We start from the raw sequence: 18,520 nt of genomic DNA, 5'->3' as shown, positions 1-18,520 counted from the left end.
CACCGGATAATTGGCGGCCTCATCTCAAGTGACTCGATCCGTTGCCTTCCACGCCCAAGGCAACAGTTCATCGATCCGGTTGATGGGATGGCCCTTGCCGATGCGGTCAAGCACGTCGGCAAGCCATTCCTGCGGATTGACGCCGTTGAGCTTGGCCGTCTCCAGCAGCGAATACATGGCGGCGGCGCGCTCCCCGCCGCAGTCGGCTCCAGCGAACAACCAATTTTTGCGGCCTATGGCTATGCTCCTCAGGGCATTCTCCGCCGGATTGTTGTCGATCTCCAGCCTTCCGTCCTCGGTATAGGCAAGCAGTTGCGACTTCAGCTTCACGGCATAGCGCAGCGCCTCGGCCAGCGGTGACCGGGCTGAAGCCCTGGACAGCACCTCGTCGGCCCAGACGAAGAAATCCAGTGCCTTGAGCTTCGAGAGCTTGCGAGCCTTGCGGCGGAAATCCGCTGGTTCACGCACGATCTGCCGCTCGACGTTGTAAAGCTCGGCGATCATCTGCAGGCCTTGGAACGCGGCCGAGTTCGGATCCGCCTTGTAGACATCGTTCAGCTTGCGCCGGGCATGCGCCCAGCAGGCGACAGGCGTAATCGCCCTCGGCTTGCGATCGGGTGCGTAGAGCTTCTCGAAACCGGCATAGGCGTCGGCCTGCAGGAATCCTGCGAAGGTCGCGAGGTGCTCGCGCGGGCGCTCGCCCTTGCGATCGGGACTATAGTGAAACAGCGCCGCCGGTTTGTCGAGCGGGCTCCATCGCCGGTTGTCGCGCAGATAGACCCATAATCGTCCGGTCTGCGTTTTGCCGGTGCCCGGCGCCAGGACCGGAACGGGCGTGTCGTCGGCATGGAGCTTGGGGCTGGCCATGACGTGATCGGCGATCCGGTCAACCAGCGGCTGCAACAGCCAGCTTACCTGGCCCAGCCAGTCGGCCATGGTCGAACGGCTGATCTCCAAGCCCTCTCGGGCATATATCTGTGACTGGCGGTAGAGCGGCAGGTGGTCGGCGAACTTGGAGACGACGACATGGGCGAGCAGGCCGGGGCCAGCACGGCCGCGCGGCACGGGAAGTGCGGGAGCTGGCGCCTGACTGATCGCATCGCAGCGATTGCAGGAAAGCTTGGGGCGGACATGGCGCACGACGCGGAAACGGCCGGGGACATACTCCAGCACTTCGGTCACGTCCTCGCCGAGCTTGCCCATCGTGCCGCCGCAGACGGAGCAATCACCGGCATCGGGGGCGGCGTGGACCACCTCATCGCGGGGCAGGTGTTCTGGCAGTGGCGCGCGGCGCGGCTTGCGGGCCGGAGCCTTGCCCGGCGCATCCTCGGGCACATTGCCCTCGATCACGCACTCGGTATGGGCCTGTTCGGCTTCCAGATCCTCCAGCGTCAGTTCGAGCTGATCGGCCTGCGAGGCAAGCCGTTCAGAGGACTGGCCGAACTTCATGCGCCGAAGACGGGCAAGCTGGACCTTGAGCTTCTCGATCTGCAGTGCGGTCAGCTTGATCGAGTTGTGGGCCGTCTCAAGCTGTTCGCGGGTCTCATCATGGGCGGCCCGCTCGGCTTCGAGCGCCTGTTCCGAGGCAGCCAGGCGCGCTTGCATCGCTTCGAAAATCGCGCGCAGTTCAGCCGGATCGGTAGGGAGTTCGAGATCGCCGGGAGACACGCTTCTCCCTAGCAGAATCGCTTCACCGCCCCTAGTAAAAAGCCCAGAATTACTCCGATTGTTGCCTCAAATCTGCACCGGCAGGCGCGGTGGTTCAGGCGCCACCGTGCGCCGCCAATCCATCGCCTCGATCAGCAACGCGAACTGCGCCGGAGTCAGCACGACACCGCCCTCCAGCAACGGCGGCCAGACGAAACGATGCCGCTCCAGGCGCTTGGCGAAAAGGCACAGGCCCGTGCCGTCCCAGTGCAGCGCCTTCAGGTAATTGCCGCTCTTGCTGCGGAACAGGAAGACGTGACCGCCGTAAGGCTCGACCGCAAACAGCGGCCGTACCAGCGCTGCCAGGCCATCGAAGCCGAGCCGCATGCTGACCGGCTTGCTCGCGAGATAAATCTTCGTCCCCGGCGCCAGCGAGATCATGAGACATCCCGCAACGCACGCAGCACGCGTGCCAGCGCCTTCTCGTTGACATAGCTGTCCACTGAAAGGCGCGTGCCCCCGGGCAGGTCGATGTCTATCGAACCGGGCCGGGCACCTGGATAGGGGCGAACAAGTTCTTCCGCAGGTGTCGGCGTCAGGGGCGATGGAGGAGGTGTCGATAACGGCGGAGCCACAGGGCTACCGGTGCCTTCGGGCACAGTGCCATAGGAAATGAACTGGACCGGTTCGCTGGCAATCTTCTCTGCCTCCCGCCGCATCCGCCTCCAACCGTGGATCAGGCTCGGTGAAATCCCCAGCAGCTTCGCAACCCCCACGATTGTCGCGCCGGGCTCATCACACTTCGCCAGGATCGCCGCTCGTTCCTTGTCCGAGTATCGCCGCTGCCGCTCAACACCCGTGATGACCTCGATCCTGTCCAACGCACTCTCCTTACGCAGTGCCGAAGGACACTCCTGATGGAAAGCTCATCGCGACCGGGCACTATCGACGCAACACGGCCCAGACCGAGCGCTTACGAACATATAGCAAGCCCCTTGCGATACCCAGGCGCCCGCGACATGGACGATCCCCTTGGCAATACGGGGGAATAAAATGAGCGACACGTGCGGGAATTGCGGCGCGGAAATCACCGACGGCGGGATCCTCAAGGGTCCAAACCGGCGCTACGGCCCCAAGCAAGTCGAGACCCTCAACTTCGTATCCGGCACCCAGTACACCGATTTCTGCGAGAAGTGCGGAAAGCGCGACTACGAGGCGGCGATCCTGGGCCTTAAGGCCGAGCGGCAGCAATGCCAGGACTACATGACGGCCAATGTCGTCGACTTTCCGATGATGACGATCTCGCAGGTTCCGCCGGGAGCTGACTGCCGGATCAAGTCGATGGTGACCGCCAACGTCACGGTCGGCACGGGCATGTTCAGCGAACTCAGCCAGGGATTTTCCGACATGTTCGGCGCAACCAATGTGAGCTCGGGCATGGCGCTCAAGGTCAATAGCGGCGAGGCGACAGCCCGCTCGATCCTCGTCACCAAGGCCGTCGCAATGGGCGCGAACTGCATCGTCGGCGTCGATGTCGACTACGGCACGACGGCGAACAATGCCGCCACCGTCAACATGCAGGGCACCGCGGTCGTCATCCGCAACCTCGATGCGATCATCGATGCGGACGTGCTCGAACGGTTCGCCCAGTTCGAAGCAAGACTGGGCCGCGCGCAGGAAATCTCGCGCTGGCTGGCGGGCGATTTCACAGCGGATTGAAGCCGCCGTGAACCGTGCCGGGGCTGGCCGAGTTTCACTTCAGCAATGCGGCGCCGATCGGCGCTGCATTTCCTCAATGGAGCGATGCGGCAACGAGCCGATCGGCGAAAAGCCGCATGTCGACAGTCACATCGGTCGACAGACGCGACCGCTCGGACAGGCGTTCGATGACGTCGGCAAGACGGCGCAATTCGCGGGCAGCGGCGATCGCATCGTCGTTCGCAAGGCGATGGGCCTCGGCATGGCCACCGGTGCAGGTCGCGATCAGGCGCATCGACGTGCCAGCCATAACCACTGCCGTGGCAAGCAACATGTCCAGGTTCATGGGGATCCTCGTAGTTCGATCAGGAGACGCGCATCCGCAAGGCGCGGCATAGGCGATTCGCATCGTGAGCAACCGTGAGATCGATCACGCGTGGAACCGATGGATTCCTCCCAGTCCGTATTCGTACCGGTTCGAAGTTGCAAAAACCTGCCCAAATCTTTTGAAATCCAGGCGCAAGCTGGGCATCAAGGCGGGCTGAGTTCACCCCATCGATTTGCCCAGGCTCCGGATTGTCCCCGACGCATAAGCAAACGATATCCGCCCGCCGCCATCGACCGCGCTTCGCGGATCAGGCGGCGGGTCCTGGATTTCAGGGAAGCCGAACCCCGCCTGGTATCGAGATCGAGTAATTCGGCCCCGAACAGCTCTGCCGTGATGGTGGTGATACTGGCGCCGCCGACAAGCGCATCGTGTACTCTAAGCGCATCGATCCAGCGTCTCATCCTCGGATCCGGCGGAAACAGCGAAGCGATAAAGCGCTTGTGACTGCAGAGCGCCAGTAACCGGCGAAGCGGCAGCATTCTCGGCTCCGCGGAATGCGTCCCTGCCAGACGGTAGTGAAGCACGACCGGCCCTTTCCTCAGCGATCCGGCCAGAACATCGAGACGAATGCGCCGGCGCCCATCGGCAAGCACGGCGTGCTCAAGGCCGTCAGGCCCCTCGACAAGTCTCAGCCAAGGGCCAAACCACGCTGGATCGATGGTGTCAGGATCGCCAGATCGCGCAGCGCAGGCATCGACCTCGAGCGCCCCGGGATCGAGCCGGGAACTCCAGATAAGATTTGCCCCGCAGGCACCGACTGCGGGGTCCTCGGCGAAAGTGCAGTCCCCATTTTAGGGCTGCCTCCCCGTCCCATCCCCCTCGCGTCGCTTCGCTCGCCTGCGCATACCACTGCGCATAACCGGGATCGCGGCGCAGCCATTCCCACATCAGGGCGGCGCGGTCGAGGCTTGCCAGCTCCCGATAACCGGCCGAATTCCGCCAGTCGATGAACGTCCTGCCATCGGTCATACGGCAAGATCCGACAACCGGGACAATAATGACAGTTGTGTGACACAGATCACATTGCCGCATAGCGGCCTATGGGTAGTAGGCGAACTACGTAGAAACGCGGATCGACAAGGGAATGAGGGCCCGAAGCGATTTCGCCTGTAAGCGGAAAGGACGGCTCGACGCGTCCTGGCGGCTTGAGACGCCGCGAAGAGCCGTGTCAGCGTATGGGCGTCAAAACTGCATATGAAAAATTCAGGGAACTGGTGCGGGCAACCAAAGATCTCGCCGACCTTGATCTTGCCCTCAACCAGATCACCCAGGCGGTCGGCTGCGACTACTATGCGATAGGTCATCACATCGACTGGGTCACCGGCAAGCCGCAGGCCTTCCGCCTGCTGAACTATCCCGCAGAGTGGATCGACTTCTACGACCGCAACGGCTTCGTCGGCCGGGATTTCGTGCACCGCGCATCCGGAAGAACGCAGAACCCGTTCCTTTGGCGGGAGGCTCACGAACTCGTGGAATACAGTGCCTACGACGAGCGCTTCCTCGATCTGGCTAGACAGCACGGCCTCTACGACGGATTCACAATTCCCTCGAATGTCCCTGGAGAATTTCTCGGATCGTGCACTTTCGCGACGGCGCCGGGCCGGCCGCTCGACGAGGACGGCCTCATTCTCGCCAGGCTCGTCGCGCCGGAAGTTTTCGCGGCAGCGCGCCGGCTGGTCGGCCTCGCCGAAGTCATGGAATGCATCGAGTCCGCCCCACTCACCAAACGCCAGCGCGAGTGCCTGATCTGGATGATGGCCGGCAAGAGCGATCGGGACACCGGGCAAATCCTCGGTATCAGCGAAGCGACAGTTCGGCGCCATGTCAACGACGCCTGCATAAAGCTCGGAGCGCTGAACAGACCATTGCTGGCTTTCCTCGCGTGTCGGAACGGAGTGATCAGTTTTCCAGAAGTTCCGGCCGGCTCCTATACACGGAACCGTGAATAGACCTGGTTCTATTCCCGAAGGCAGATTTGCGAACCTTTTCAAAGGAGGTTCGCCATGATCCACTGCCTGTCCAACACCCCTGCCGCAAACGAGCACCTCGTGCTTCGAAACATGTTCGAGGCACGAAAGCGCGTCTTCATCGACCTGCTTCGCTGGGACCTGCCACCTCTTGCCGAGCGGTTCGAACTCGACCAGTTCGACAACGAGGCGGCCATGTACATCGTGCTGTCCGACCAGCATGGCGCTCACCGCGCCTCGGCCCGCCTGCTGCCGACGACCCAGCCGCATATCCTCGATACGCTGTTTCCCGCGCTGTGCGACGAGGCAATCCCACGCGGCCCGACTACGATGGAAATCACTCGGTTCTGCCTCGAACGTCGTTCTACCGCGGCCGAGAGGCGCGAAGCGAAAAACGAACTTGTGCACGCGCTTGTCGCCTTCGCTCTCGCCAACGGCATCGAGCGGTACACCGGCGTGGCCGACCTCTCCTGGCTGCGCCAGATCCTCACGTTCGGCTGGAGATGTCGTCCACTTGGCGTGCCCAAAGCCGTGGACGGCAAGACCCTCAGCGCCATGCTCATCGAGATCGAGGAGGATACGCCAACCCTGCTCGAACGCGGCGGCGTCTGCGCGCCTGCCCCGGCGCGCGCACCATGTGGTGAGACCAATCATGTTCACTGAGCCTTTTCCCCACAAGGCAGGCCGGAGGCTGCTTTCATGAACGCCGGCACCACCGCGGAACGGGTCTACGACAGGCTGAAGCGGGCCCTCGCCAACGGCACTTTTAAGCCGGGAGCGCGGCTGGAGCCTGCGAGACTGGCCCTGGAATTCGCCAGCAGCGCAACGCCGATCCGCGATGCCCTGCACCGGCTCGCAGGAGAGCGGCTTGTCGAGACGCGCTCCAGCGAGGGCTTTCATGTCCCCGCCGTCAACGAGATCGGCCTGCGCGATCTCTACCGCTGGAACGACGAACTCGTGCGTATGGCGCTTCGCATGAGCCGCGGATCCCCCACGCCCACCGGCAACCATACCGAACCGATGGATGCAGCCGATCTGTTCTCGTACATCGCGGCGCGTTCGCGCAGCGCCGAGATCGTCGTGCAGGTCGCTTCGGCCAATTCCCGACTTGCCTACATCCGCCAGATCGAATCGGCGGTCATCGAGAACGGCATCGACGAGATTCGGGCTATCGCCGCTTCGCTAGAGCAAAGCCCAGGGTCCACCAAATTGCTCATACAAGAGTATCACAAGGAGAGATTGACGATCGTTCCAAAATTAATAATCACGGCGTTTCAAAACATCAACAAGCACAAATAACATTCGTTATATATTTTCAATATAAATTTCATATATTCTTATCGACGCCATAAAATCCTCGCTGCCGCAATGTCGCGGCGATTAACGAGGAAACTGTCATGGAACGAAATGACGACGTGATCGAACTGGGCACTGCCAGCACCGAGACCCAGGGCCTCGGGGGCAAGAACCCCGATGTGGGCATCGGCCAGGATGTCGCCGGCCTCTCCGACGACTGAGCAATGGGGATGCGCGATACATCGCGCATCCCTTTGTCTTTCCTCTACTGTCGGAACATCGCCATGGCCTATACACTGCCCGGCGGCCTGTCCTTCTGCGTTGTCGGGGACAGGCTTGTTTTCCTCGATCTGCCTTCGGATCGGTATTTCTGCCTTTCACCTCGCCGCGAGGCTGATTTTCGGGACCTCATCGAGGGGCGGACACCGAGCGGTTCGACTTCTAACGGGCTGCAATCCGGAAACCTGCTGATCGGCAATGCAAGCGCCAACGAAATTACGCGGTGCGTCGTCCCCACGGTCACCGGCGAACTCTGCGGCGAGGCAAGGAACCTGGCGGCGCTGGACGGGATGGCCGCTATCGGCTGGATTTTGAGAAGCCGAACGGAGCTGAGACTGCGGGGGCTTGCCGCGACGATCCAGCATCTGATCGATAGAAAGGCATCCATCCGAAAGCCGCACGCGATGCCTGCTGCTGACACTGCTCAAGAGCGGAAGCTCATCCGGGTCGCCGGGTCTTTTGCAAGGGCCTCCGGGATTATCGATACGCATGGCAGATGCCTGCCCTGGTCTCTTGCAATCGCGCATCGGCTGCTCTCGGTCGGGATCACCCCGCTGTTGATCCTCGGAGTCCGGCTCACTCCGTTCGCTGCCCACGCCTGGGTGCAGGTGGGCGGAACCCTGATCAACGAACACCGAGAAAGGACGGACGTGTTCACGCCGATCCTCGTCGTATGAAGAACGATCGGTTTCTCGCCGGGATCGGCCTTTCCGAAACCGACCGCGCCGAGCTGCTGGCTGCTGCAAGCCAGAACGAGCTCGCGGTCGCATACGAGACACCGGGGGTGATCGTCGCGTGCAACGATCCGGCCGCAACCCTTCGGCTGGATAACGACGGCCTCGTCATCGGGCCGGTTTATCAGTCCGGCTACGATAACCGCCTGAGCTCGCTGTCTGAAGACGCACGCCGCGCGATCCTGAAATCCGGAGGAACGCGTTTGTTCGAGACATTCTGGGGCGCCTACGTCGGCATTCTACGCACTCCGAACGGCACGTCTCTGGTTCGGGCACCTTTCGGCCGCCTGCCTTGCCTGTTTCAGCGCAAGGGTCCCGGCACCATTGCCGCGTCCGACATCGACCTCGTCCGGTCCGCAAGCGGCATCCCATTCACCCTCGATTTCGAAGAGATCACGCGGCAGCTGGTCCTTGGCGACATGCGCCTTGCGACGACGTCGCTCTTCGGGATCGGGGAACTCCGGGGCGGATCCCGGCTGCTCGTCGAGTCTGCCGGGATCCGCCTTGAGAATGTGTGGTCACCCTGGACCTTCGTCACGGCCAGGAGAACCATCGACAATGCAGAGGATGCGGTTCGCCGGCTGCGCCAACAATGCATTGCCTCGGTCGCGGCCACGACATCGCACCTTTCCCACCCACTGCTGATGCTGTCCGGGGGCCTCGATTCCTCAATCCTTGCCGCAACCCTTGCCGCAAAGGACCGCACTTTCTCGTGCCTCAATCTGGCGACCCGGGACCATGCAGGTGATGAGAGGACGTTTGCACACCGCGTCGCACAGCACGTCAAACGTCCGCTCGAGGAGCGGGCCATGGCGGTCGCGGAATACGACTTTGCGCGCATCGGCGCCGTACGCACGCCCCGGCCCGTAGCCCGAGGATACCAGCAGCTGGTTTTCGAGACGGCATCTGGGGTCGCGGAAGAATTGGGATGTGATGGCGTCGTCGATGGCGGCGGCGGCGACAATGTGTTCTGCTCGCTGCGCTCCGCCGCATTCGCCGCCGATTGCCTCATCGATCCCGACGGCATCCATCGTTTTCGGCAGGTCCGCGACGACATCGCCCATCTCGCCGGCGCGGCGCGCTGGCGGGTGAGCTGGAAGGCACGGCGGCGCGCGTGGCAGGGCGCACGCCCCTATAAGCTGCAAGTTGACACCCGCCTGCTCGCGGCGGACGCGCATCCGCTCGCCTCCAAAGCCGCTACGCATCCGTGGTTGCCGCCTCCCGAATTCGCACTGCCCGGACGCGGCGCGCACATCGCAATCCTCATCGCGGCGCAAGGCTATGTGGAAGATGGCCCGCATGGGACGAAGCCGAACTGTATCGCTCCCCTGGTTACCCAGCCCCTGATCGAGCTGTGCCTCGCCATTCCCAGCTGGCACTGGTTTGCCCGCGGCAACAATCGCGCCGCGGCAAGGACGGCGTTCGAAACCCTCCTGCCCCCGGAAATCGCATGGCGCCGGGGGAAGGGTAATCCCGAAAGCTTCCTGTTTTCACTACTCGAGCGAAACAGAGCCGCCATCACCGATCACCTCCTGGACGGCATTCTGGCGAGCGCGGGCGTCATTGACACGACCGCGCTCGCCAGGGCGCTCAGGGACACAGAGCGCCTTACGGGAACCACCTACGGCAGGATCCTGCATCTGTTGGACGCAGAAACCTGGGCGCGAGGTATCATGGCAAATTAACGGCGAGCGCCTTGTCTCGCAGCGCGCGAAGCCCATCCCACCGGGCATATTGGTCCTGCTTCGCCGGATCGGGATCGCGTGTCCCCTGAAGCCAATACGAAAACCAGTCGATGCCGCGCTGGTACACTGCAAGGCGATGCGCCGGCTGCCATTTGTCGTGGTATTCGTCAGGATAGACGAACATCTCGGTCGGCTTGCCGGCCTCTCGCAGCGCCCCGAACGCAGGAAGAGCAAGGAGGGTTTCGCGGTCGGCGAGCTGCATGAGAATGGGGGTGTCGATCTTGCGCGCGTTCACCGAAAACGAGACCGGACGCCAATAGTCGCGATCGTTATCGACCGAAGGCGGCAGCCCGATCTTGATGTTGTGCTCGCCCCACGCGAAGCCGCCGAGCACCATGGAGCTGAGCATGTCGTCGCAGCAAGTGCTCATGGCTGCCGCCGCAAAGCGCCGTGAATTGACGAGCGCGAACTCGACCGTCGAAGCGCCGTCGCTGAGCCCAGTGATGCCAATGCGCCCAGGATCGACGAAGCCCGTCGCGATAGCCGTGTCGATACCGCGATCCAGCGAGGAGAAAAGGCTCCGCCGCTCGGCCCAGTCCTTGAACTGCACCGCCAGGGCCTCATCCCAGTCGGCCACGCCGGGAGTGATCGATGAAACGGTCGGCGGCCGCTCGAAGCTCAGGACAGCGAAGCCCTTGGCGGCGAGCGGGAAGACCGGATAGTCGTCACCCGTCCCGCCCCGCAAAAAGCCCTGGCTGTGGTACTGCGTGATGACCAGAGGCAGACGCGACTTCCCATCGTATCCCGGCGGGAGCACAAGATCGCCCCAAGCCCCCAGACCACGATCGTTGGTCCAGCGCAATCGCCGGACCTTGCCCAGCCTGAATTGGTTGAATTCCGGATTGGGATCGAAGATCGTCCGGCTACGTCCCGACACAAGGTCGATGACGACAACCCGTCTGGGTGTGATCGAGTTCTCGCGGCCGCATACGAGTTGCTCCCCCGCGCGAATGCAACCGGTGAGGGCATCGAAAGTGCGAACGATGAGGGACAGCTTGTCGCTTCCCGGGGCCCATCGGTAGAGTGCCCATTCCTCCCGGTTCCATCCCTGCCTTCGCAGGAAAACAAGCGAATTGCCGGCCGCATCCCACCACGCCTGAACAATCCGGCCGGTGCACTCCGCGTGAGTGCACGCCTTTTCCCTGTTACCGGCAAGCCTGACCCAGAGACGCTGGTCAGCGTCCGGATTGACATTCAAGCGTTTGGTCAACGCCTCCGCGCCGTCAGAGGAGCGGGTTCCCAGTTCATAGAACGTCCCGGTCGGAGGCGCCGGGACGACGCGCAGGCGTTCATCCTCGGTTGCTGCCCTCGCCGCTCCCGTCGCAAGATCGACGGTGAACGCCTTGAGAGGAATGTCCTCGACCCAGGCCCGCGGATCCAGGGATTCGTTGGGGAGTACGCTCGAGTCATAGAGCCACCCGGAGCGACCAGCCTCCTCCGTCCGGCGTCTAGACTCGAGCTCTCCTGGTCTCGCGAGGTAAGTTACTTGCGACCCGTCGGGCGACCAGGAGAAATCTTCGATTTCCGTCTCGGAACGTGTGGCGGCGCCGCCTCCGCTGCCGTCCACGTTGACCCGATAAACCTGCACGACGCCGCCGACGTTCTTGCGGTAGGCGATGCTCTTGCCGTCGGGCGACCAAGCCGGTGTTATCAGCGCGGAGATACCGGATTTGATGAAAAGGCCACGATAGACGCCTCTCGAGAAGGGAAGCGCACCGCCGATATCCAGGACACGCGCCCTCCCCTTTCCCTCGACAGATTTGCCATCCAGCGGCGCGACCACAAGCGCGCTGCAGATCGTATTGTCGGTAGGCTCCGCGCGTGTGACCACGAAAGCTATGAGGCGCCCGTCCGGCGAAAACGCGAAAGGACTGACCTTACCGGAAACGACGTCCGGGAAACCAATGTCCCGCAGTCGCACCAGATCCGCTGGAGTTATATCGCGGCGCTCCTGCGCGGCTGCCATGCCCTGCTCTGGCAACACGTTGTCACAGGCAGCAATGGCAGGCTGCGCTCCCATGCACGCGACCGCAATCGCGAGCAGGCTGACCATCGTCCTTACCATTTCTTGGTCACCGACAGGCTGACGACGCGGCCGAACGGCGAGTAGTTGGTACTGTCGTAGGCTGTGTCTGTGAACGATGTCGTGGCGATCGTATCCGGCTTGTCATTGAACGCGTTCTGCAGCGAGAAAATCACATCGATGCCGCCAAGCAGGCCGCCTTCCTCACCCGTCCGGTATCTTACCGTGAAGTCGACCGGCATCATGCTGCCGACTTTCACCGGGACTGCCGCGCGCTTGTCCTCAACCGAACCGATGTAGTTCATTGCGGCAGTGAGGGTCACACCGCCCTTGGCCCAGCCGAGCTCTCCCCGGCCCCGGAAATGCGGCGGATTGAACAGGGTCCCCGCCAGCTGCGTGAATGACTGTCCCGATTGCAGCTGTTGTTCGCTGTGGAGATAGCTGCCGTTGAGCCCGGCGCTCAGACGTCCATTGGCAAGGTCGAAGCTGTAACGACCAAGCACGTCGATGCCGTAGATGTTCTGCCGCCCGGCGTTGATGTTGGAGTTGTCGACGATCGCGACCACGCTGCTCGGATCGTAGGCGGTGGTCGTCAGGTTGGTGAACGACACCATCCGATCGATCACCGAATTCTGGGTGGCTTCGTCGGGATCGAGAGTGACGTAGTCCGCGTAAGCCGGATTGGTCAGGGCCTGACGGGGATAGGCCATCGGCGTGACAATGCGGTCCCGGTAGTGGATGTTGAAATAGCTGACCTCGAGTTCGGCGCCTGCCAGCGCTGCCGGATGGAATGCCATGGTCGCCGACCAGTTGGTCGATCGTTCCGGCTTCAATTCCGGATTGCCGCCGACGACATAGATGACCGTACCCGTCGTGCCCCCGAACGTCGTCGCATTGTAGAGATAGCCAGGCATCGGCATGTACTGTTCGTAGAAGGTCGGTGCGCGGAATGACTTGCCCCAGCTTGCCTTGAGCGTGACATCGGAAACCGGCGCGTAGATGAGCCCGAACTTGGGCGTCGTCACCGACCCCACATTCGAATAGTGCTCGTAGCGCGCCGCCATGCTGAGATCGAGGCTCTTGCCGAGCGCAGATTCCTGGTCCGGTGAGATCACCGGCACGCTGAGCTCGCCGAAGGCGTAGAGGCTGTCCCTCGCCTGATCGACAAATTCCGTGAGGCCGCGGTAGGTCTGCCGATTGAACATGTCGCGGCGGAATCCACCGCCGCCGGCGATCTTGGCCGCACCGGCCGGCAGATCGATGAGCTTGCCGTTGCCGCTCAGTTCCACGTTTGCGGTCTCGTTGCGATAAAAGCCGTAACCGGCATTCGTCGCCACCGCGCCGTAAGTGGTGTCAACGCTGTAATAGACCTTATTCCAGCCATAGCTGCCGGCCAGCGAGACCTGCCAGTTGGCGGGTAGATCGAAGGTCAGCGATGGTGCGACCGCCCAGGATTCGGTCCGCTGGAACGAGTCGTATCGGCTTACCGACAGATCGCCCGCGGCGTTGAGCGGTAGGGTCTGTTCGCGGCGGCGCTTGTTGTAGATACCATCGAGATCAAGGGTCAGGCCGGGTGCCAGCTCCTGCCTGACCGTAACAGCGGCGTTATGATGGCGCATGGAGGGGTAGACCTCGACGCCCGGCGTGCGATCCTCGAGATAGGAGCGCTGGCTCGACCAGATACCGGAATTGCTTCCATATTCGGCAGAAACGAGAGCACTGCCGGAGGACCACACCTTACCAAGCGTTGCGCCGTACTGCTGCTGGAAATAGCCTCCGTCGGTCGAGCTGCCGATCCGCGCCGTCGTTTCGAGCCCATCGAATTTCCGGCGAAGAATGATATTGGCGACGCCCGCTACGGCATCCGATCCGAACAGAGCCGAAGAGCCGTCGGGAACGACGTCGATGCGCTCGATCGCACCGAAGGGAATGGCGGAAACATCGACGCTCTGAATCGCCGCGTCGAAGCTGAGGCGGCGACCGTCGAGCAGCGTCAGCGTGGCGTCGCTGCCGAGCCCGCGCAAGTTGATCGATGAGCCGCCTCCCATGTCGACGCTCTTGCCGCCCGTGACATTGGCTCCGACCCCGGGATTCTGGCCGCCCGAAAAGTTCTGCGGGATGGCGCGGATGACGTCGGCCGCGCTGGCCTGACCCGCATTCCGCATCTCTTCGCGGCCGTAGGTCAGCCGGGTCGAGGCGACCGGTGCGCCTCGAATGCGCGAGCCGGTCACGACGATGCCGCCCTCATCGGCATCACCCTGCGTCCGTTTGCTGACGACAACCCCGCCAGCGGAAGGGCTGAATTTCAATCCGGTGCCGGACAGCGCCGCCGCGACCGCCTCCTCGAAAGTCAGATTGCCATCGACCGGAGCCGCCATCCGGTCCCGGACCAACGCGTCATCGGCACCGACATTGCGGCCGAATATCCTCCCGATGTCGCGCAGCGATGCGGAAACCGGCTGCGCCGGGAGGTGCACGGCAATCCTGGCCTCATCCTTGGCTGAAGCCGGCGCACAGATCATCGTCGCGGCGGCAGCCAAGCTGCAGCACGCCAGTAGTTGGTATCGCACTTATGAACCTCCGTCCCCGAGGCCCGCTCTCAGCGGGACCTTTCGGAGACGGATCAACGTCTTTGAAAAAACACCCTACGCTGCGCGCAAATATTTTTCCCGACTGCCTAACAGGGCGCAAATCCGCGCTTTTCACCGTCGCGGCAGCAAGCCCGCCCGCCGCGACATCTGTTATGAGGGCCTGCTACTTGCCGCCCGACTTACCCAGGCGGTTCTCGCAAATCGCTTTTACTTCCGCCTCGAGCAGTTCGATCCGCTCGACGAGCCACTCGAGTTCGATATCCCGGATGACATAATGCGGAGAATATCTGCCTTTGACGTAGGCCTGATAGAGCAGCTCCCAACACCGGTTCCCGAACTTGGTGTCGCGGGGCCAGATCGGGATCAGATCGCGGGCGATGTCTTCTGCCCGACCGCGCAAATACTTCAGGTTATGCGACTTCGGGCTGTAGAGCTTCAGTACCAAAAGCACGGTATGGTAGAAGTTCTCCGTCGCCTGATGGAGCAGGAAAGCGGATTGGTTGTTCCAGCCTTGCTGCACACCCATTTTACCGAATGCAAGGAAGCGGCTGGCGCCCTCAAACCACTGGTTGAAGTGGTTCTCAGCCTCGATATGGGCCAATCCGGTATCCAGCGGCTTGGGTAATTCAAACTGCGGGGCTTCCAGTTCGTAGAGAACGACGCCCTCGCGCACGACGTCGACAAAGAACGGCCTGCCGCGCGATAACTGGAAGTTCGCGTCCGCCATCGAATGCACGGTGAGGCCAACCGGCGCCGAGATAACGTGCGTGATGTCGTAGGCGCGGTTCAGGTGGTCTTTTGCCTTGCCCCAGTACTCCGCCTCGTCTGCCAGGCGCTCGTCGTTGACGACGACGAGGATATCATAGTCCGAAAAATAGCCACCGACCTGATCGGCGACCCAGTCGCCGCGCGCATAAGAGCCGTAGAGGATCACTTTCATGATCCGTCCCTGCTTTTTCCATCCTTGCGTTGCGAGCGCCAGGACATCCGCGAACTCGGCAAAGACGATCTCCACCACGCGCTTGAGGTCCGCACGCTTCTCTTCGGGCAGGTGATCGAGATCGGTCTTCATAATCCGCTGATTCTAGACGAGTTGAGGGGCAGGACAACACTTTCATTACGCCTCGGGCCGATGTCGTGCCGGCCACTCCACCTGGCATGCCGGCCATGCCAAGCTGGGCGAAATTGTCCGCATTCAAATTCACTATTGCGAGCGCGGACCATTTACGAGCGCAAAGCTGCCATCCTCGCGCGCCTCCACTCCAAGCCCGAAAGTCGCGCCCAACTGACGCGCGAAGGCTTCGGGATCCGACCGCCTGAACGCCCCGGTCACTTTCATCACCCTGGTGGACTGCACTTCATAGAGGACAGGCGCCGGAGTGGTTCGATTGAATTCTGCGACGGCTGCACCGATTTCCACACCGTCAAGAACCAGCATGTCGTTTGGCCATTGGCTTTGGGCGACAGCTATCTTTGAGGGCTCGCCGACTGATCCCTGCTCGATTGCCGTTGCCTGCCCCGCAGCCAGTTCAAGCCGTTTGCGCCCTTGGCTCGCGCCGGCTTCGCGCACTTCCACCGCTCCCTGCAACAGAGCGACGCGTACACTGGCCTGGGTCAGTTCGACATCGAACAGGGTGCCATGGGCGATAATCCTCCCCGCTCCGGCCTCGACGATGAATGGACGGATCTCGTGTGCAACCGAAAAGCGGGCCCTGCCGACCAGTAGTCGCAGCCGGCGCTGGCTTCGATCGAACGAAACCTGCATCCGCGATCCTCTGTCCAAGATCACCGTCGATCCGTCTGGCAACGATATCCGTCTGGGCGCCTGCTCCAGCGATGCGACTTCCATTCGGGAAAGCGATTGAGGGCTGCCGGAACCACGTTCCGCAACGATGAGGACGATAGCCCCTGCCAACATCAACCCGATGGTCGCGGCCGCGTATTTCCGAAACGCAGTTTGGAAGACCCACGGCCGAGCGGCGCCCAGATTTCGGTTCCTGACCGTTGCCGTGCTGGCGAGGAACATAACGGTGTCGAACGACCTCACCCGTTCCTCGTAGGCTTCGGCATGAGCGGGAACTGCATACCATGCTTCGAACCGCGGGCGAGCCTCGATAGCACCGGGTCCGCGCATTCGAGTGAACCAGTCATCTGCGTCTTGCTCCAGACTCATTCGGTCCCCATGGCCTTTTTTATCCTCCGTCATTGCTCAAGCGGCGGGTTACGTGCCCGATCGCACGGCTCATGTGCTTTTCAACGGTCTTGACGCTAAGACCGGTACGCGTCGCAATTTCTCCATAGGTAAAGCCATCGAAGCGGTGCGCGAGGAAGATCTCTCGGGTTCGGGGCGCAAGCTCCGCCATGATTTCCTCCAACCTGACCAAAATGTCGCGGGCCTCGGAAGCTGCGACGCCGTCGACGCCCATGATCGGAACGTCATCGGAGCATACGTGCAGGTTAACACAGCGACGTCGGCCATAGCGCGCTTCGGTGCGGATCAGGTTGATCGTCGCTTGCCGCAAATAGGCATCGGGAAATTCGACAGCCAATGGATTGCCGTCTCGCCTGACTGCCAAGCGGGCGAAAAGTTGCTGCACAATATCGGGAGCGTGTTCTCGCTGGATATGCCGAGTGGCAAACCGTACGAGCTTATCGCGGTGCGACCTATAAAGTCGGTCCAGCCAATCCCCTTTGCAGATCGGAACGCGATCTTCCGGAGGCAGCGGATCACCTTCGTCAAGAACTCGAACAGCCGAAGGGTCGTCGTCGATCTTCAGGCACATGCTGGCACCCCACCTACCTGAGGAAGGGCGTGAACTACGCGCATGGCGTGCGCGCTCATCTTGCCCATGACCATGGGCTATTCTCCTGACGGAGACCGCTCGGCGAATGCCGAGCGGGACCAACCACTTGGAATCGATTACCGGCGTCTTTAGCCCGGAGGCCTGGACATTCACGCCGGCGGCCCGGATGCGTACACCGAGCGATTTTTCCTGAAAGGCGGTTGGTTCACCTTCACGCCGAATAGCGGCGTGCCAAGAGAATACGGATCAACGCACTCAAAGCAAGTGGCCGTTTCCACAAAGATGAGACGCAAAGAAGACCGGGCGTGAGGGTTACCGATGGCTTGAGCCATGGGCCGAGGCCTTTAGTCATGATCAACCTGGACATGCGCTTCAGCCACCCGGACAGTTCCAGTTCGCCGGCCACGACAAAAGCGACAACTGTTGTCGCGTCCAGTGGAAGCCGAACCATTGGTTCCGTCGCGTTAAACATCGACTGCCGGCACAATCCCGTTGCTTATGACAAAGCATTGGACCGAAGTCCCATTAAAATATGTTCAGATCGGCTCCTGCCGAAAAGAGCTGCCTTGCATTGAAATCAACGCCGTATTTTAAAAAAGCCCATTCCCCACGACAATAGGCCCGCAACTGCGATCTAACGATCCCCGCATGCCGACTAAGGTTTTGGGCCGGTCTGCACGGCTGCGAAGATTTCGGCTAATACCATCGCGGCTGCTTCTGTCACACAATTCGGCTATCCCAGGGCCCGCTTCATGCAGCTTCAGACGGTGTCGTCAAAGACAGAATCTAGGCGACAACACAATAACCCTCGTGGCGAGGAAAATAGCACGAGGCATCAAATCTCGGAACGAGAAGCATCGCTCCGCCCCCGACGCCTGAGATTTAACATACTTTGTGTTATCACTTCGAACTGCTGTTCCCGGGTGGATTCTAGAGCAAATTGCGGGACGGATGCGCCTGACTGCACGGTGTCCGCAAGCATCGAAGTGTTCACATCCCGCTGGTCAACGGTATCAAGCAACATCCGCTCGAAATCTCGCTGCGCGCCACAATTGGCCACTGGAACGGCCATCTCGTCACCTTCCGCGGCTAACCTCACCACGCTGGTCGAACGAACGAGCCGGTTTACGGGGCTTTGGCGATATTCGAACCGTGGCTCGGTTGCGATCATGGGAAGGAGTTGTGCTCAGCTCGGCTCCTTCCCTCCATACTACGCCGGACCGTCACGTGTGATCGCCGCACGGAGTTTGCAATCGTCAGGAAGCTTCTGACTGAGGTCGGAATGGACAGCTATTCCTGCGATCCGAAAGCCCGCGGGCGGAACGGCGGCGTTGAGCATTCCAACGGC

The 18,520-nt window shown here is 61.7% G+C and carries 19 protein-coding genes; 7 read left to right on the top strand and 12 right to left on the bottom strand.

From position 1 onward, the window contains the following. Positions 1–24: 24 nt before the first annotated feature. The 3 genes from tnpC to tnpA all read right to left on the bottom strand — a co-directional run bounded on the left by tnpC (position 25) and on the right by tnpA (position 2,528). On the bottom strand, positions 25–1,605 hold the full coding sequence (tnpC, locus tag WBP06_RS20660; protein WP_395337545.1) for an IS66 family transposase: 1,581 nt from the start codon (positions 1,603–1,605) through the stop codon (positions 25–27). A gap of 129 nt (positions 1,606–1,734) precedes the next feature. Next, positions 1,735–2,088, bottom strand: coding sequence for an IS66 family insertion sequence element accessory protein TnpB (gene tnpB, locus WBP06_RS20655; protein WP_395335103.1), 354 nt, complete (start codon positions 2,086–2,088; stop codon positions 1,735–1,737). Continuing rightward, positions 2,085–2,528 (bottom strand): IS66-like element accessory protein TnpA, encoded by a 444-nt coding sequence (tnpA, locus tag WBP06_RS20650; RefSeq protein WP_395335101.1) that lies wholly within the window; start codon positions 2,526–2,528, stop codon positions 2,085–2,087. The genes tnpB and tnpA overlap by 4 nt, the downstream gene beginning before the upstream one ends. 172 nt (positions 2,529–2,700) lie before the next feature. Here tnpA and WBP06_RS20645 point away from each other — a divergent pair, with 172 nt between their 5' ends. Beyond that, the gene (locus WBP06_RS20645; protein ID WP_395336785.1) at positions 2,701–3,366 is read left to right on the top strand and encodes a heavy metal-binding domain-containing protein; all 666 of its coding nucleotides are present in this window, start codon (positions 2,701–2,703) and stop codon (positions 3,364–3,366) included. Positions 3,367–3,439: 73 nt separating this feature from the next. On the opposite strand, the gene WBP06_RS20640 is transcribed toward WBP06_RS20645, so the two are convergent. From WBP06_RS20640 to WBP06_RS20630, 3 genes are all read right to left on the bottom strand, one after another. Continuing rightward, positions 3,440–3,691, bottom strand: coding sequence for a hypothetical protein (locus WBP06_RS20640; protein ID WP_395336783.1), 252 nt, complete (start codon positions 3,689–3,691; stop codon positions 3,440–3,442). Between the two features lie 185 nt (positions 3,692–3,876). Beyond that, positions 3,877–4,212 (bottom strand): DNA -binding domain-containing protein, encoded by a 336-nt coding sequence (locus WBP06_RS20635; protein ID WP_395336781.1) that lies wholly within the window; start codon positions 4,210–4,212, stop codon positions 3,877–3,879. Between the two features lie 184 nt (positions 4,213–4,396). Next, complete coding sequence (locus WBP06_RS20630; RefSeq protein ID WP_395336779.1) at positions 4,397–4,702, bottom strand: transcriptional regulator domain-containing protein; 306 nt, start codon at positions 4,700–4,702, stop codon at positions 4,397–4,399. A gap of 206 nt (positions 4,703–4,908) precedes the next feature. On the opposite strand from WBP06_RS20630, the gene WBP06_RS20625 reads away from it, so the two are divergent. The 6 genes from WBP06_RS20625 to WBP06_RS20600 all read left to right on the top strand — a co-directional run bounded on the left by WBP06_RS20625 (position 4,909) and on the right by WBP06_RS20600 (position 9,694). Next, the gene (locus tag WBP06_RS20625) at positions 4,909–5,682 is read left to right on the top strand and encodes an autoinducer binding domain-containing protein (protein ID WP_395336777.1); all 774 of its coding nucleotides are present in this window, start codon (positions 4,909–4,911) and stop codon (positions 5,680–5,682) included. A gap of 54 nt (positions 5,683–5,736) precedes the next feature. Then, positions 5,737–6,363: an acyl-homoserine-lactone synthase gene (locus WBP06_RS20620; protein WP_395336775.1), complete on the top strand. Its 627-nt coding sequence runs from the start codon at positions 5,737–5,739 to the stop codon at positions 6,361–6,363. A 36-nt stretch (positions 6,364–6,399) separates the two neighbouring features. Beyond that, positions 6,400–6,999 (top strand): GntR family transcriptional regulator, encoded by a 600-nt coding sequence (locus tag WBP06_RS20615; protein WP_395336773.1) that lies wholly within the window; start codon positions 6,400–6,402, stop codon positions 6,997–6,999. A 98-nt stretch (positions 7,000–7,097) separates the two neighbouring features. After that, positions 7,098–7,217, top strand: a complete 120-nt coding sequence (locus WBP06_RS20610) for a benenodin family lasso peptide (protein ID WP_395336771.1) — start codon at positions 7,098–7,100, stop codon at positions 7,215–7,217. A gap of 63 nt (positions 7,218–7,280) precedes the next feature. Next, the gene (locus WBP06_RS20605) at positions 7,281–7,952 is read left to right on the top strand and encodes a lasso peptide biosynthesis B2 protein (RefSeq protein WP_395336769.1); all 672 of its coding nucleotides are present in this window, start codon (positions 7,281–7,283) and stop codon (positions 7,950–7,952) included. After that, positions 7,949–9,694: an asparagine synthase-related protein gene (locus WBP06_RS20600; RefSeq protein WP_395336767.1), complete on the top strand. Its 1,746-nt coding sequence runs from the start codon at positions 7,949–7,951 to the stop codon at positions 9,692–9,694. Before WBP06_RS20605 ends, WBP06_RS20600 begins: the two co-directional genes overlap by 4 nt. Here the strand turns inward: WBP06_RS20600 and WBP06_RS20595 are convergent. From WBP06_RS20595 to WBP06_RS20570, 6 genes are all read right to left on the bottom strand, one after another. Further along, positions 9,681–11,807, bottom strand: coding sequence for an Atxe2 family lasso peptide isopeptidase (locus WBP06_RS20595; protein ID WP_395336765.1), 2,127 nt, complete (start codon positions 11,805–11,807; stop codon positions 9,681–9,683). The two genes, WBP06_RS20600 and WBP06_RS20595, sit on opposite strands and share 14 nt — an antisense overlap. 5 nt (positions 11,808–11,812) lie before the next feature. After that, positions 11,813–14,299 (bottom strand): TonB-dependent receptor domain-containing protein, encoded by a 2,487-nt coding sequence (locus WBP06_RS20590; protein ID WP_395337544.1) that lies wholly within the window; start codon positions 14,297–14,299, stop codon positions 11,813–11,815. 232 nt (positions 14,300–14,531) lie between these two features. Further along, on the bottom strand, positions 14,532–15,440 hold the full coding sequence (locus tag WBP06_RS20585) for a HEPN domain-containing protein (RefSeq protein WP_395336763.1): 909 nt from the start codon (positions 15,438–15,440) through the stop codon (positions 14,532–14,534). 132 nt (positions 15,441–15,572) lie between these two features. Continuing rightward, entirely contained in the window at positions 15,573–16,541 is a 969-nt protein-coding gene (locus tag WBP06_RS20580; protein ID WP_395336761.1) for a FecR family protein, read from the bottom strand. 19 nt (positions 16,542–16,560) lie between these two features. Then, entirely contained in the window at positions 16,561–17,151 is a 591-nt protein-coding gene (locus WBP06_RS20575) for an RNA polymerase sigma factor (RefSeq protein ID WP_395336759.1), read from the bottom strand. A gap of 856 nt (positions 17,152–18,007) precedes the next feature. Next, the gene (locus tag WBP06_RS20570) at positions 18,008–18,343 is read right to left on the bottom strand and encodes a hypothetical protein (RefSeq protein ID WP_395336758.1); all 336 of its coding nucleotides are present in this window, start codon (positions 18,341–18,343) and stop codon (positions 18,008–18,010) included. Between the last annotated feature and the right edge of the window lie 177 nt (positions 18,344–18,520).

Source organism: Novosphingobium mississippiense (assembly GCF_044029535.1).
Taxonomy (GTDB): Bacteria; Pseudomonadota; Alphaproteobacteria; order Sphingomonadales; family Sphingomonadaceae; genus Novosphingobium.
This window is presented reverse-complemented; position numbering and strand designations above follow the sequence as displayed.

Coding starts and splice junctions, on each gene's coding strand:
- WBP06_RS20625 (WP_395336777.1), top strand. CDS start 4,909: ATGGGCGTCAAAACTGCATATGAAAAATTCAGGGAACTGGTGCGGGCA.
- tnpB (WP_395335103.1), bottom strand. CDS start 2,088: ATGATCTCGCTGGCGCCGGGGACGAAGATTTATCTCGCGAGCAAGCCG.
- WBP06_RS20630 (WP_395336779.1), bottom strand. CDS start 4,702: ATGACCGATGGCAGGACGTTCATCGACTGGCGGAATTCGGCCGGTTAT.
- WBP06_RS20575 (WP_395336759.1), bottom strand. CDS start 17,151: ATGTGCCTGAAGATCGACGACGACCCTTCGGCTGTTCGAGTTCTTGAC.
- WBP06_RS20580 (WP_395336761.1), bottom strand. CDS start 16,541: ATGAGTCTGGAGCAAGACGCAGATGACTGGTTCACTCGAATGCGCGGA.
- WBP06_RS20645 (WP_395336785.1), top strand. CDS start 2,701: ATGAGCGACACGTGCGGGAATTGCGGCGCGGAAATCACCGACGGCGGG.
- WBP06_RS20605 (WP_395336769.1), top strand. CDS start 7,281: ATGGCCTATACACTGCCCGGCGGCCTGTCCTTCTGCGTTGTCGGGGAC.
- WBP06_RS20640 (WP_395336783.1), bottom strand. CDS start 3,691: ATGAACCTGGACATGTTGCTTGCCACGGCAGTGGTTATGGCTGGCACG.
- WBP06_RS20615 (WP_395336773.1), top strand. CDS start 6,400: ATGAACGCCGGCACCACCGCGGAACGGGTCTACGACAGGCTGAAGCGG.
- WBP06_RS20635 (WP_395336781.1), bottom strand. CDS start 4,212: ATGCTGCCGCTTCGCCGGTTACTGGCGCTCTGCAGTCACAAGCGCTTT.
- WBP06_RS20600 (WP_395336767.1), top strand. CDS start 7,949: ATGAAGAACGATCGGTTTCTCGCCGGGATCGGCCTTTCCGAAACCGAC.
- WBP06_RS20570 (WP_395336758.1), bottom strand. CDS start 18,343: ATGATCGCAACCGAGCCACGGTTCGAATATCGCCAAAGCCCCGTAAAC.
- WBP06_RS20595 (WP_395336765.1), bottom strand. CDS start 11,807: ATGGTCAGCCTGCTCGCGATTGCGGTCGCGTGCATGGGAGCGCAGCCT.
- WBP06_RS20585 (WP_395336763.1), bottom strand. CDS start 15,440: ATGAAGACCGATCTCGATCACCTGCCCGAAGAGAAGCGTGCGGACCTC.
- WBP06_RS20620 (WP_395336775.1), top strand. CDS start 5,737: ATGATCCACTGCCTGTCCAACACCCCTGCCGCAAACGAGCACCTCGTG.
- WBP06_RS20610 (WP_395336771.1), top strand. CDS start 7,098: ATGGAACGAAATGACGACGTGATCGAACTGGGCACTGCCAGCACCGAG.
- tnpC (WP_395337545.1), bottom strand. CDS start 1,605: ATGCAAGCGCGCCTGGCTGCCTCGGAACAGGCGCTCGAAGCCGAGCGG.
- WBP06_RS20590 (WP_395337544.1), bottom strand. CDS start 14,299: ATGATCTGTGCGCCGGCTTCAGCCAAGGATGAGGCCAGGATTGCCGTG.